Here is a 13,898-nt window from a genome sequence, read left to right as displayed (position 1 = left end):
AAATGTGTAACGTGAAAAACTTATCCTTTTAAAGTTTTACAATACAATATTAATTTATTGGTCATTCCCAAAATAGGACACTTCATTTCCTTCATTTAATAACATACTTCAACAAAGTAAAACCAACCCTTTTTCTAATGTTGTGGCATGAAACAAATTTTACTTCGCAAACTTAAATTGAAGACTTTTTAAAAAATAGGACACTTCATTTTATCCATCTTATAACATAATTCAACAAAGTAAAATCAGCTCTTTTTATAATGTTGTGACATGAAACAAATTTTACTTTACAAACTTAAATTGAAGCCTTTTTAAAAAATAGGACACTTCATTTTATTCATCTTATAACATAATTCAACAAAGTAAAATCAACTCTTTTTCTAATGTTGTGACATGAAACAAATTTTACTTTACAAACTTAAATTGAAGCCTTTTTAAAAAATAGGACACTTCATTTTATTCATCTTATAACATAATTCAACAAAGTAAAACCAACCCTTTTTCTAATGTTGTGACATGAAACAAATTTTATATGGTTACACACGGGATATGTACGGGATATGTATGGAACATCAATGGGAGACCAATGGATTAAATGATAACATAACTAGACTGTAACACAAAGTTTCGCAACGTTTTTCAGGAAGTAACACGAAGGGCTTTAGAAGAAGATAGAGTTGCAATATCTTTAAAAGGAATTACAATTTAGCTAACACTGAAAGAAAAGTCTAGTAAATTCGAATTAATAAATTTTGATTACCAATTTTAACGGTTATAATGTTATAAAATGGAACAAAACGGCACATTTGAGTGCAAACGGAACCTATTCTTTTTTTGATTAAAAAAGTTGTTCTAGTTTTGAAATCGAAATCAAGGCGCCTGATTTACAAAACATTTTATAAATCTTTAAAAAAGAAAATTATGGCAAAGCAACAGTCTTTCCTTAAAGTAGCGGGAACGCTAGATGGTCTAACTTTTTATAAAAGTGTAGATGGGCACTTGGTTCGCACCAAGGGTGGGGTTTCAAAAGGTAGAATTATGAATGATCCTGCCTACATTAGAACTCGTGAGAATATCGCCGAATTTGGCACTACAGCTCAATCGGGAAAATTATTACGTAATGCCATTGGCACTATGCTCAATCGAGCGAAAGATCCTCGTATGAGTAGCCGCATGATGGGTATTTTGAGTAAAGTTCGACAATTGGATAGCAGTTCTGCAAGAGGTGAACGAGTAGTCAGCGAAGGATTATTGACTTTAAATGGCAAACAATTATTAAAAGGTTTTGATTTTAATAACCGTGCTGCCTTACAAGCTGTATTTCATGCACCTTTCAATTTAGACACTCTAACTGGAGTTGTAACTATTGCAGATTTTGTTCCGTTAGATCAATTGCAGATTCCGGAAGGAGCCACACACGTGTCGTTTCGTAGTGCTTTTATTAATTTGGATTTTGTTACGGGCGAGTTTGACACCCAGTATAGTCCTGTAGTGAATACGGTACTTGATATGAATTCGACAACTATAACGCTAACACCGGCTGGAGTACCAACAGGAGCAGGAACACAATTGTACTTATTGCTTATTGAATTTTTTCAGGAAGTTAATGGAGTACAATATCCTTTGAGAAATGGAGCTTTTAATGTATTGAACTTGATTGATATTGTTTAGATTTGGAATAGCATTTTTAAAGAGCCTCAACTATTTGTTGGGGCTTTTTTTGCTTCTAGTTATTTTTAATATTGAACTGAGCTTTGCATTTTTTTTTGTTGAAATTTAAGATTTGTGGTTTAAACAGATGAAATTATTTTTTTTAAACACATAGGCACATAGTTTTTACACGGAGTTACTCGTAGTTTTTTTGAAGTAGTTTGTGACGAATTGAGAATCAAAGAGGCGTTGCACTTGTTATGAGTTAAAATTTTAGGATTTGAATTTTGATTGGAGATTGCTTCGCCAGTTCGAACAAAACTCTCGGGTAACGAATGTTGAATTTTGAATAATGATTAACGAATATTGAATTTCAAGAGATGGAAAACGGATAGGAAATAGATTTTTTAAACACATAATCACAATAGTTTGGCTTTGTGTTGATTTTTAGTCCGAAGCTTCGGACGTTGCACTTGACATAGTTATCATAGGATTACATTCTTATTTTGAAATTAAATTTTACACCACCCTAACTCTTCTTAACCCTCTCAAGGAGGGAATTCTATCTAAGACTTTAAAGATAATTAGCTATTGCATTTTACTATTTCTGTATAAAAATCGATATTCTGTTGGACAATAATTTCTGGATTAAACTTTTCTAAAACCGTTTGTCTTGCTAGTTTCGCTATTCGTTTTGCTTCTTCTTCATTATCAAAAACCTTTAGAATTTGATCTGCAATATTTTTAGGTTCATACGGATTGACTAAATAACCGTTATAACCATCTACAATAACTTCAGGTCCAGGTCCTAATTCTGTAAAGATTACTACTTTTCCCATGGCCATTGCTTCAGGAGCAACAAGCCCCAATGTCTCCATATGAGATGGAAAGACACAAACTGCTGCTTTTGCATAAGCATTCGGAATGTCTTGAAAAGCGACAGCCCCATGAAAAACAACGTCATTAGCAAATTCTTTTAGCTTTGGCAATTCTGTTTCTTTTAGCATTTTCACATAAGAACTTCCATCAGGAAAGAACCAATCCCTGCCATACAAATTCAAAATAGCTTGCGGAAATTTTGCTTTTACCATTGGAAAAGCTTGAATCAACTGACGAACACCTTTCTTCTCACAAATAGTCCCTGCGAAAGTAATATTATTAGATTCAATGGCGATATCGAGAGGTTGAAACAATTGGCTATTGATTGGGTTAAAAATAACCTCAATAGGCTTGTTATGATAACTCAAATAGGTTGCAGTATGATTTTTAACATAATTAGAAACCGCAATAAAAGCATCTGCTTTTTTAAAAGAACGTTTTTCTTGAAAACCTTTCCACTTGTTGATTCCTCTATTTTCGGCTTCTGCAAAAAAATGATGACCTCCATGTAAACGAATAACGTATTTTATTCCTTTTATCTTAGGTAAAAAAGCAAAAGACAATTCGGCTCCTTCAACTATATCAATAGGTGTTTTTTCATGGATGGCCGCAATAGTTTTGACAATCATTTTTGAGTTAAAGTACCAAGCCAATCCTTTTACTTTACTTTTTTGAATTCGAATAATAGTTACGTCATTTACACGCTCTGTTTCACTAGAATAATTATAATTTAACCCCACAACACTAACTTGAGTTCCGTTTTTAACTAAAGCTTCCGCCATAGTTTTCACAAAACTACCTAAGCCTCCATGCGGAAAGCCTGCTTTTGGATATTCGTTAGTTAGAAAACAGATGTGCATTTAATTAAATATTGAATTAATTACTTTGGTTGACGATGATGAATATTCTTCTAATACTTTATCAATCCAAATTCTAGTAGATTCATTCCAATTCAAATTTTCAAGTAAAGTTTTTATTTCATCTTTTGTATTCCACCATAAAACCGCACTTTCATCAGGTAAACTTTTAAAATGCTGAAACTTATAAATTGTGTTAACTGACCAATTAGGATTTACTTTATTCTTTTGGTCATAATTGATATAAATACAAGGTTTTTTAAACATGCCAAAATCAAACGCCATAGTCGATCCTAAATTAACTACTACATCGCAGTAATATGCTGTTGAAACCAATAACCTAACATCATCAGGCAAAGGATAGATTGTTGTCCAACTACTATCAACATCAAAATTCCATAAGGGTGACGCTTGCTTTATTAGATTTGGATATTTTGAAATTATTCTATCAAATCTACCAGAAATATCTACTGGACATCGTCGTAATAAAATTTGGTATTTATTATCTAATTTATTTTTAATCAACGTATCAGCTAAATCATCTAAATATTGTGGATCATCTGGACAGGTTAACACGTCATCTCCTGAATAACAAATGATTTTTTTATCTAAATCTAAATTATACCTAGTATAAAACACTTCTTTAGGAATAATATTTTCAGGTTGTTTATAACATTCAAACTGAGGCGTTCCAGTAACAAAAATTTGATTTTCATTAATTTCAGGGTAATACAATTGTAATTCCTTTTTCATATAATCTGACCAAACCAAATATTTATCTGCTTGCAATGCCATTCTGGCTTTAGGCAAATTATCCCAAGAATAAATAACCGTTATAGTTTCAATTCCTAAATCTTTAGCAGCAGCAAAAATTGGCGCACATTGTACTCCTCGTTGATGCGAACAAAATAGTTTTTCAGGAGCGTTAGTAACTAAAATTTCTCGTGCTTCTTTATAAAAACTTGTTTTTCTAATTGATTTTTGATACCATCTCTCTAGTTTTAAAATGCGCTCATAACTCGTAAATCCATACGATGCTATTTCAATGCATTTATAAAATAATGTTTTAAAAATTCCTTTGTGATTGGATTTCCAATTGGTCAGAATCGTAGCATTGTTTACTAACGTAGCATTATGTTTTAAACGAGTCAAACAAATTAATTCTCTTAAAAATTTTTCTTTTAAAGATTCTGTATATTTTGGAATGCTGATTGTATTTTGGATAGAAGAGATTTCTTTAACAGCATTTTCAGTTTTAGCATCAAAAGCATGAAATAAAACCAATTCTTTTTCCATTCCTTTAAATACATCAGAATACAAATAATTTCGAATCCCAACACCATCTGGGAAAAGCAACATTACCTTCATGCTATTTTTCATTTTTCAAACCTAGTTTTCCAATAATTTTAGTTGTAAATAACCTTGCTCCTTTATCATTCAAATGCCCACAAGAAGAAAAAAAGTCGTCTCCTTCTACAAAATGTTCAAATTCATTTATTTCAGGATACAAAGCTTTTACTTTTTTAAAGTACTCCATTCCTTTCACATTAGAACACATAGGTGTGGTTACAGCAATCAAATTGATATTATTAGCTTTACAAATTTGCTTAATTTCTTCGAAATATCGGTTACGTAAAGGCACTAAACTTTCAATATTATTTTTCATATTAGCTTTTGGATTAAATCCAAGTGGATAATAACCTTTATTGGCCAATGTATTAGTAGGCTCATGTAGTAATGTTTTATAACAAGCTCTGAATCCTACTTTAGCATCAAATTGTATATAACGATAAAACGGCACATAATATAATTCGTTGAAATCAGCTTCATTTTCAAAATGATTTGAAATTGTTTTGGATTGATGTAAAAAAGGCATAAAACGCCCAAAAGTAGCATCATCGCGTTTTTCGTTGGACAGATTTAAATCTGTTTCTACGATTACATTTTTTATTTCCCAACCTCTTTCGACCATCAATTTTAATAGTAATGACGTTTCAAATAAATGCGAACCACTCATCCCATAATTAAAGGTTTTTAATCCTTCTTTTTCAAATAATTCCGAAACAAAATGATTGTTCGCTCTTGAGGTTCCTAAAATAATGACATCGTAGTTTTGCTGTTTCGAATTGATGACATTTTCTACTTTATTTCGAGTTTCCGATCGTACAAAAACAGAAGTGTAAATAAAATCTAATGCAAAAGCAGAGAGCAAAAGCACTAGCAAAATTTTACCGATAAAGATTAAAAACTGTTTCATTAGAATTGGAAATAAATAAATTCTTTATAATCGGAATACACGCCTAAAGCTAATAATGCCAAAATAGCTAAGGTTACTTTAATCCAACTTGCTTTTCCAGATAATGGTTCTACTTTTGAACGATTGAACCATTCTACTCCAACGAAAACCATAACTAAAAGTAACAATTCAAAATTATATCGCTCGTTATTTAAATATTGAGATTCAAAATGAAAGTCGGTTACCATTTTTTGAATATAACCAATTGCCTCCGAAATAGATTTAGCTCTAAAGAAAATCCAAGCAATCGTAGTTAAAACAAAAGTTCCTAAAATATTAAGGATAATTTTTACACTACTAAAATCCCAACCCATTTCAATTTCGCCCATATTAGAACGATTCTTATTTTGTAACAACAAAGGCAAGAAGTAAATCGCATTCAACAAACCCCACACAATAAACGTCCAATTAGCGCCATGCCAGAATCCGCTCACTAAGAAAATGATGAAGGTATTTCTCACTTTCATCCACATACCGCCTTGACTTCCGCCTAATGGTATGTACAAATAATCTCGAAACCAGGAAGATAACGAAATGTGCCAACGACGCCAAAACTCAGCAATATCTCTAGAAAAATAAGGATAATTGAAATTCTTTAATAAATCGATTCCGAATAATTTAGACGTTCCTAAAGCGATATCGGAATACCCTGAAAAATCGCCATAAATTTGAAATGCAAAATAAATTGCTCCTAAAATTAATGATAATGAATTCATTGATTCATAATTATCAAAAACAGCATTAGCATACGTAGCACAACTATCTGCAATCACTACTTTTTTAACCAATCCCCAAAGGATTTGATAAACCCCTTCTTTGGCTTTTTCAAAATTAAAATGACGTTTGATTTTTACCTGCGGTAATAAATGGGTAGCTCTTTCAATTGGTCCCGCCACTAAAAGCGGAAAGTAGCTTACGAATAACGAATAATCGATAAAATTACGTTCAGCTGTGATTCGTTTATAATAAATATCAATTACATAGGATAAACCATGAAACGTATAAAAGGATATTCCAACAGGAAGAATCAATTTCAATAAAACAGGATTGGTTTGAAATCCGAAACCGTTTAATAAATCGGCAAACGATTGTGCAAAGAAATCGTAGTATTTGAAAACTCCTAAAAATCCTAAGTTGATTCCGATTGTCAACCACAACCATAACTTTCGCTTTTTATCCGAAGAGCTGTTTTCCATCATGATGGCGCTGAAATAATCCAACAAGGTAGAAAACACTAATAAAAATAGAAAACGCCAATCCCAACAGGAATAAAAGTAATAACTCGCAACAATTAATACCGCATTTTGGGTGGTTTTGTTTTTATTAAACACCAACCAATACAGTAAAAATACGATGGGTAAAAAAATAGCAAAGGATAAGGAGTTGAAAAACATTAATTATCTTTAAATTGTTTTTGATGATTGAGTTGCCAAATATCGGGTATTTCTTTGAATTGAGAAACTATTTAAAGAATTAGAAAAACACTATTTGATTGTATTGTGCTTTACAATTTCATCTTGAACCAATTGTTCGGGATTAGAACTTTCAACAAGTCCTTTCTTGAGCAAAGCATCAAAAAATAATGAGAATTTCTTAGCACCTTTATAATTTAAGTGCTCTAAATCGGCATAATCATCATTTAACAAATAGAAGTTTTCAAAATCTAAATAAAACAGTTGTGAATATCTAGTTTTTAAAATTTTTTGTAATTGCTCTTCATTTTCACAATAAATATATTTGGGATGTTGTGGCGATCGTATCAAAAACAATTGGATTCCTCTTTTTTTACAAATCGATGCTATTTTATCAACAAAAGGTAGATTAGTAGTATCGACTACTATTTTCGTAGAGTTAAGTTTTTTCTGCTTTTCATTACTTTTAATAATGGAATCTACTTTTTGTCTAGGGTTGGCATAAAAACCACCCCAATCGCGTTGATTCAGTATATTTTTTTTTCGATATAACAAAAAGTTTAAATTATTCTTGATGACCATTTCTTGAGATTTAAAATAACTCCATGGATTCTGTTTTATCAAAAAAGAATGATCCTCAAAAGTCATAACGGGAGCAAAATTGGGAATATTCACAAGATTTTTTTGAGTATCTTCAATCCACTTAGTCATATCAGTAGAAATCTGATTGTTAGTAAGCTCTAAGAAAACTACTTTAACATTTGGATTGGATTCTATAATTTTTTTTGCTTTTAAATAAGTATAAAAATAATGTTCTCCACCTCTAGCAAAATTTTTTGTTTTTTGAATTACAGAATCATTAAAAGCTTCTTCAGGATGTGAGTGACCTAGTACAATATACGCGTAATTTTTATCAATTGAAAAATTGGAATCTTTATTAATTAAAATGTTGGATGACACAATAATTCCAATTAACATTATGAATGTCAATAAAGAAAAAACAAATATTCTTTTAATAAATCTTTTCATCAATTAAAATTGAAAATATATAAAATTCTGCTCCTTGGCACCAAAATAAATCAACATCAAAATCAGGAACAGATAAAAACTCCATCTAAAAATAACATGCCAACTCTTTCCAAAATTAGCTATCGCATAATTATTTTCTCTTCCTAACCATTCCATCAGTAAAAAACAGCCACAAAGTAATAGTTCAATTTTGGGTAAATTCTCAGGTATCGAAAGTATAGAATTTGAAAAAATCCCTTTTAAATACAAAAAAGCTTGGCTAACAGATGCTGCTCTAAAAAATATCCAGGCTATTACGGTAAGACCAAAAGTTAATAGAATATGGCAAAAATCTTTAACCGAAGGCAAAAATTTCCCTTTTGCTACAATTTCTAAATTATTTCTATTGGTATTTAAAATAATAGACGGCATAATATAAAGGGCATTTAATGCACCCCAAACGATAAAAGTCCAATTTGCACCGTGCCAAAAACCACTGACTAAAAAGATAATAAAGGTATTTCTGACTTTCATCCACATGCCGCCTTGGCTTCCACCTAAAGGAATGTATAAATAATCGCGAAACCAAGTAGATAATGAAATGTGCAAACGACGCCAAAACTCGGCAATATCTCTAGAAAAATAAGGATAATTAAAGTTTTTCAATAATTCTATTCCTAATAATCTAGAAGTTCCTAATGCAATATCCGAGTAACCCGAAAAATCACCATAAATCTGAAAAGCAAAAAACACAGCTCCTAAAACTAGGCTACTTCCCGAATGACTTTCAGGGTTGTCAAAAATCACATTGGCATAAAGAGCACAATTATCAGCTATTATTACTTTTTTAATCAACCCCCATAAAATTTGTCTTAGGCCGTCTACCGCATTAGAGTAGGAAAAATCTCTTTTCTTTTTTAATTGAGGCAATAAGTGAGTCGCTCTTTCTATTGGACCCGCTACTAATAAAGGAAAATAACTCACAAACAAAGAGTAATCAACAATATTCCGCTCTGGTTCGATACGATTTTTATAAATATCAATTACATAAGATAATCCGTGAAAAGTATAAAAAGAAATACCAACAGGTAAAATAATTTCAAGGGTTCTTATATTTACTTGAAAACCAAAATGGCTTAAAAAATCAGCAAATGATGCGGCAAAAAAGTTATAATACTTGAAAACACCTAAAAAACCTAAATTAACAACAATGCTCAACCAGAACCAAAATTTCTTACTTTTAATCGTGGAAGCATCAAACATCTTTAGTCCCGTAAAGTAATCTAATCCAGTAGAAAAAACAAGTAAAAACAAAAAGCGCCAATCCCAACAAGCATAGAAATAATAACTGGCAATTAGCAATAAAATATTTTGAAGTTTTACGGACTTATTATTAGCCCACCAGTAAATAATAAATACAATGGGTAAAAAAATAAAATACTGTAGGGTATTAAAAAGCATTAACTATCTCTGAATTGTTTTTGATGATTTAGTTGCCAAATATCCTCATTTAAAAGGGATTTCAAAAATAATTCAGCACTATTTCCTTTTCCGAAATCGCTTTCTGTTGGTTGTACTTTATGAGTATCTATAACATTCAGAGCATTAGAAATACTTTCCGATGTATAATCTACATTGATAATGTCGGCGTGGAGTGCCCTATTTTGTTGTCGTGTTCCAATATTGATAATAGGCAATCCATAATAAGGAGCTTCTCGAATACCCGCGCTACTATTACCAATAATGAACTGAGATTTTTTTAATAAGGTTAAAAAATATTCAAATCGTAACGAAGGAAAAATACGGAATCGAGAGTTCTCTTTTAATCTTTCATACGATTTTAAAATAGTTTGACTTCCTAAATCGTTATTGGGAAAAACTACTACATAATTATGATAATCCTCTAATAAAGCGTCTACAAAATTATCTGCATATTCCTGCATAAATTTGGCTTCAGTTGTCACGGGATGAAACATCGCAACGGCATATTTATCATATGCAATTTCATAATACTGTTTAGCGGTTTCTAAATCGGGTAACGTATTGGAAAACATAATATCTACATCTGGAGAACCGATTGTAAAAATAGCATTTTCTAATTCGCCCATTTGAATCAAACGTTTTTTGGCTTGTTTATTAGAAACAAAGTGAACGTGACTCATTTTACTAGTGGAGTGACGGATTAACTCATCGATAGTTCCAGAAACTTCACCTCCTTCAATATGCGCTACTAAAATGTTATTCAAACTTCCTACAATCGCACCAGCTAAGGCTTCCACTCTATCTCCATGAATGACAATCATATCAGGCTCACAAGATTTTACATAAGTAGAAAGTCCTTCAATGGTCTTCGCTAAAGTCAAATCCATCGTGGTTTCGTGCGTGTGATTTTCGAATGTATGAATATTAGTAAATCCACATCGTTCTACTTCTAGCAAAGTATAACCATATTCTTTTTGCAAATGCATACCTGTAACAAAAATAAATGGTTCAAATTCGGGATGTGCTTCCAAAATTTGAATCAAGGATTTTATTTTACCAAAATCGGCACGAGTGCCCGTAAGAAATAGGATTTTTTTGGACATTTTTTGTTTGCTATCGTGTTGCAAATATAGGATTTTTGGTTAATGATTTAAAATGTGTTTTTTATACATTTTGTTTGTCCTATTGAGCGAAGTCGAGATAGTTTTCATCAGCCTTCGACTCCGCTCAGAGTGACATTAGTGGAATTACAATTTTATTTGAACTAATACGCGTCATATCGAGCGAAGTCGAGATATTTTTATATTTAAACCCATATAAACATCCCCCTACCCCCTTCAAAGGGGGAATTCCTACAAAGACTTTTGGCGAGAACTTTTTCTAGAAGACTAATTGAAAAGAAAGAGACAAAAACGTTTAAGAAGTAACTCCCCCTTTGAAGGGGGTTGGGGGGATGTAAAACTTACTCAAAATCGCCAAAATCCAATTGCTCGTCATTGGCAATATCTCTTGTCGCTTTTTTTCCTAATAACGAATCAAAATGTTCTGCTAAAATTTTACCAGTTCCAGGTCGTTTTACCCAAATATTCTCTTTGGTTAACATTTCTCCTTTTTGGATAGAGGCAATAGAACAAACCGTTGCAAAAGCAAAATCAATTGTCACTTGTTCTTCGTCTGCCGGTTTTTTGGTTCCGCCTCGCATTTGCGCCATTTCGGCACTATTGATGATTAGTTCTTTAGTGGCTTGCTCATCCATACTACATACAATATCTGGACCTGTTCGGTTCATGTGGTCGGTAAAGTGACGCTCTAAAATGGAGGCTCCTAAAGCAACAGCACCCAAACATGCGTTATTATTTAACGTATGATCCGATAATCCAAAAACTTTATCAGGGAACGCTTGATGCATTTCCATCATCGCACCAAATCGTACTAAATGAATTGGGGTTGGATATAAATTAGTGGTATGTAATAAAGCTACTGGAATATTGTGTTTGTCAAAAACAGCTACTGCCTTTTGAATACTTGCTATGGTATTCATGCCCGTACTTAAAATTACTGGTTTACCAAAAGAGGCAATATGCTCTAATAAGGGATAATTATTACATTCTCCCGAACCAATTTTATAAGCTGGAATATCAAACTTTTTCAAACGTTCGGCCGCAGCACGAGAGAAAGGCGTTGAGATAAAAATCATGCCTTTGCTTTCTACATAATTTTTCAACTCCAGTTCCTCTTCTTCGTTTAAAGCACAACGTTCCATAATGTCATAAATAGACACGTCGGCATTTCCTGGAATGACTTTTTTAGCAGCACCACTCATTTCGTCAGCTACAATATGGGTTTGGTGTTTCACCACCTCAACGCCTGCTCTATGAGCTGCATCTACCATTTCTTTGGCTACTTGAAGCGAACCTTCATGATTTATACCGATTTCAGCAATAACTAATGGTGGAAAATCAGGTCCTATTTTTCTTCCTGCTATTTCTATGTAGGGATTCATATATTTAGTGATTAGTGAATAGTAATTAGTGAATAGTTTTTTTTCAAATATAATAAAGTTTATGAAGTTTGATTAAATAGCGTATCATCTTTAATCAATATCAATCATAATTGGTAGCAAACAACATCCGAAACATCCCTAATCCCGATAGCTATCGGGACCTCAAGGGGACAATTCCTTCTAAGATTTTTTACTTTAACTCATTTAAATTAAAAAAATCCGTGTTCATTAGCTAAATCAGTATCATCCGAGTTCCAAAAAAAATCAACATACAAAAACCTGAAACTTGAAACTTAAAACTCTTTCTAGTAAAACGCCTCTGTGTAACTCTCTCAACACAATACATTTCCAAAAAAACTCGGTGCAACTCTGTGCAAAAACTATGTTTCTATGTGGCTAAAATTAAACCATATAAGTCATATAAGTTTTTAAAGTTTATTAAGATTATGTTGAAAAGTTCATAAAAGATTTTTCCGATTAAATTAATTTCTTTAATATGTGTTACAAAAACCTGAAACTTTAAATCTGAAACTTCCCAACCAAATACTCAGCATAATCAAAATCTTCTTGTGTATCGATATCTACATTAGCAAAAGGATGATTCACTTCTAACGGAAAAGCATCTTTTGTAATGATTTCATTTTGGAGTATAATAGATGCTTTTGTAATATAAAGCAACCCATTTTCGTAATATAAAGGCTCTAAATCCTGACTGCGTTGGCCAACTTTATAATTAAAAGGGATAAATTGGTCATCGATAATTTTTCCTAATTTATGATGACTTCGCGAAACGGTAAACAAACTATCGAATTGTTGTTCTTGAAAAATAGTAAAAGCTTCTTGTAGTAGATTTTGTGGTCGCAAGGGATTAGTAGCTTGTAATAATATTACATTTTCAACTGCTCCATCGATGGATTCAATAACATGCTTTAAAGCCGAAACAGTAGGTTCCAAATCACCTGAAATTTCTTGAGGTCTATCAATAACTACAGCTCCATATTGTAAAGCCACCGCTGCAATAGCCACGTCATCGGTGGAAACGTAAACCGCATCAATAAAATCATGCTCTTTCGCATACAAAATACTGTGAGCAATAAGAGGAATTTCTCCCAATAGTTTTATGTTTTTACCCGGTAAGCGTTTAGAACCGCCTCGTGCTGGAATGATGGCTATGGTTTTACTCATAAATACTGTGTCTATTTGAAAAATCTTTGAAAAATAATGGTTTTATTTTCTCCAATTCCTGTTCTGACTTATCCCACCATTGTAATGTTTCTATCTCTTGAATAATGGTTTCCGAAAAACGTTTACGAACTTCTTTAGCTGGAATTCCTGCAACAATACTATAAGGCGCAACATCTTTTGTTATTACACTTCCGGCTGCTAAAATGGCTCCATTTCCTATAGTTACATTACCCACAATAATAACACCATGACCTATCCAAACATCGTGACCAATTGTAATAGTATTTTCTTCTTTTAGCTGCTTTAAATCCCCTTGAAATAGGTTTTGATTGATATAAGTGGTCATGTAAGAAATAGGATGATTGGTAGCATGCAAAGCTACATCAACTCCTAATTGACAATACTTGCCGATGGAAATTGTACCTCCTAGTAAATTCCTATAGCCGAGCGTAGTGGCATAACCAATTTTTATTTTACCTGAAAAATTACAACCATCAGGTACTGCATTTTTACCTTCAAAAGTTACATTTTGTAGCCCTCTTGAAAAACCTGAAAGTATTACTTCTTTTCTTTGTTCAACAACATTCAAAAAATAGTAGAGTATTTTTTTTATAAATTTTCTCATT

At 32.2% G+C, this 13,898-nt stretch carries 11 protein-coding genes; 1 reads left to right on the top strand and 10 read right to left on the bottom strand.

Annotated features, from left to right (window positions below; translation table 11 throughout):
* Positions 1 to 921 precede the first annotated feature (921 nt).
* Positions 922 to 1,671, top strand: a complete 750-nt coding sequence (locus tag LOS89_RS02840; RefSeq protein WP_231836240.1) for a hypothetical protein — start codon at positions 922 to 924, stop codon at positions 1,669 to 1,671.
* Positions 1,672 to 2,234: 563 nt separating this feature from the next.
* Here the strand turns inward: LOS89_RS02840 and LOS89_RS02835 are convergent.
* From LOS89_RS02835 to LOS89_RS02790, 10 genes are all read right to left on the bottom strand, one after another.
* A complete protein-coding gene (locus tag LOS89_RS02835; protein WP_231836238.1) occupies positions 2,235 to 3,389 on the bottom strand; it encodes a glycosyltransferase family 4 protein in 1,155 nt (384 codons plus the stop codon).
* Positions 3,390 to 4,766: a CDP-glycerol glycerophosphotransferase family protein gene (locus LOS89_RS02830; protein ID WP_231836236.1), complete on the bottom strand. Its 1,377-nt coding sequence runs from the start codon at positions 4,764 to 4,766 to the stop codon at positions 3,390 to 3,392.
* The gene (locus tag LOS89_RS02825) at positions 4,756 to 5,643 is read right to left on the bottom strand and encodes a hypothetical protein (RefSeq protein ID WP_231836235.1); all 888 of its coding nucleotides are present in this window, start codon (positions 5,641 to 5,643) and stop codon (positions 4,756 to 4,758) included. Before LOS89_RS02825 ends, LOS89_RS02830 begins: the two co-directional genes overlap by 11 nt.
* Positions 5,643 to 7,076, bottom strand: coding sequence for an MBOAT family O-acyltransferase (locus LOS89_RS02820; RefSeq protein ID WP_231836234.1), 1,434 nt, complete (start codon positions 7,074 to 7,076; stop codon positions 5,643 to 5,645). The genes LOS89_RS02825 and LOS89_RS02820 overlap by 1 nt, the downstream gene beginning before the upstream one ends.
* A 90-nt stretch (positions 7,077 to 7,166) precedes the next feature.
* Positions 7,167 to 8,123 (bottom strand): LB_356 family protein, encoded by a 957-nt coding sequence (locus LOS89_RS02815; RefSeq protein ID WP_231836232.1) that lies wholly within the window; start codon positions 8,121 to 8,123, stop codon positions 7,167 to 7,169.
* Between the two features lie 3 nt (positions 8,124 to 8,126).
* A complete protein-coding gene (locus LOS89_RS02810) occupies positions 8,127 to 9,563 on the bottom strand; it encodes an MBOAT family O-acyltransferase (RefSeq protein ID WP_231836230.1) in 1,437 nt (478 codons plus the stop codon).
* Positions 9,563 to 10,687 carry a UDP-N-acetylglucosamine 2-epimerase gene (gene neuC / locus LOS89_RS02805; protein ID WP_231836228.1) on the bottom strand — a complete coding sequence of 375 codons (1,125 nt, stop codon included), beginning with the start codon at positions 10,685 to 10,687 and terminating at the stop codon, positions 9,563 to 9,565. Before neuC ends, LOS89_RS02810 begins: the two co-directional genes overlap by 1 nt.
* A gap of 359 nt (positions 10,688 to 11,046) precedes the next feature.
* Positions 11,047 to 12,087 (bottom strand): N-acetylneuraminate synthase, encoded by a 1,041-nt coding sequence (gene neuB, locus LOS89_RS02800; RefSeq protein ID WP_231836226.1) that lies wholly within the window; start codon positions 12,085 to 12,087, stop codon positions 11,047 to 11,049.
* A 519-nt stretch (positions 12,088 to 12,606) separates the two neighbouring features.
* The gene (locus tag LOS89_RS02795) at positions 12,607 to 13,272 is read right to left on the bottom strand and encodes an acylneuraminate cytidylyltransferase family protein (protein WP_231836224.1); all 666 of its coding nucleotides are present in this window, start codon (positions 13,270 to 13,272) and stop codon (positions 12,607 to 12,609) included.
* Complete coding sequence (locus LOS89_RS02790) at positions 13,265 to 13,897, bottom strand: CatB-related O-acetyltransferase (protein ID WP_231836223.1); 633 nt, start codon at positions 13,895 to 13,897, stop codon at positions 13,265 to 13,267. The genes LOS89_RS02795 and LOS89_RS02790 overlap by 8 nt, the downstream gene beginning before the upstream one ends.
* Between the last annotated feature and the right edge of the window lies 1 nt (position 13,898).

It is taken from the genome of Flavobacterium channae (genome assembly GCF_021172165.1).
GTDB classification, from domain to species: domain Bacteria; phylum Bacteroidota; class Bacteroidia; order Flavobacteriales; family Flavobacteriaceae; genus Flavobacterium; species Flavobacterium channae.
Note: the sequence above shows the minus strand (reverse complement) of the source record. Positions and strands in the feature narration are given on the sequence as shown.

Coding starts and splice junctions, on each gene's coding strand:
- LOS89_RS02840 (WP_231836240.1), top strand. CDS start 922: ATGGCAAAGCAACAGTCTTTCCTTAAAGTAGCGGGAACGCTAGATGGT.
- LOS89_RS02835 (WP_231836238.1), bottom strand. CDS start 3,389: ATGCACATCTGTTTTCTAACTAACGAATATCCAAAAGCAGGCTTTCCG.
- LOS89_RS02830 (WP_231836236.1), bottom strand. CDS start 4,766: ATGAAAAATAGCATGAAGGTAATGTTGCTTTTCCCAGATGGTGTTGGG.
- LOS89_RS02825 (WP_231836235.1), bottom strand. CDS start 5,643: ATGAAACAGTTTTTAATCTTTATCGGTAAAATTTTGCTAGTGCTTTTG.
- LOS89_RS02820 (WP_231836234.1), bottom strand. CDS start 7,076: ATGTTTTTCAACTCCTTATCCTTTGCTATTTTTTTACCCATCGTATTT.
- LOS89_RS02815 (WP_231836232.1), bottom strand. CDS start 8,123: ATGAAAAGATTTATTAAAAGAATATTTGTTTTTTCTTTATTGACATTC.
- LOS89_RS02810 (WP_231836230.1), bottom strand. CDS start 9,563: ATGCTTTTTAATACCCTACAGTATTTTATTTTTTTACCCATTGTATTT.
- neuC (WP_231836228.1), bottom strand. CDS start 10,687: ATGTCCAAAAAAATCCTATTTCTTACGGGCACTCGTGCCGATTTTGGT.
- neuB (WP_231836226.1), bottom strand. CDS start 12,087: ATGAATCCCTACATAGAAATAGCAGGAAGAAAAATAGGACCTGATTTT.
- LOS89_RS02795 (WP_231836224.1), bottom strand. CDS start 13,272: ATGAGTAAAACCATAGCCATCATTCCAGCACGAGGCGGTTCTAAACGC.
- LOS89_RS02790 (WP_231836223.1), bottom strand. CDS start 13,897: ATGAGAAAATTTATAAAAAAAATACTCTACTATTTTTTGAATGTTGTT.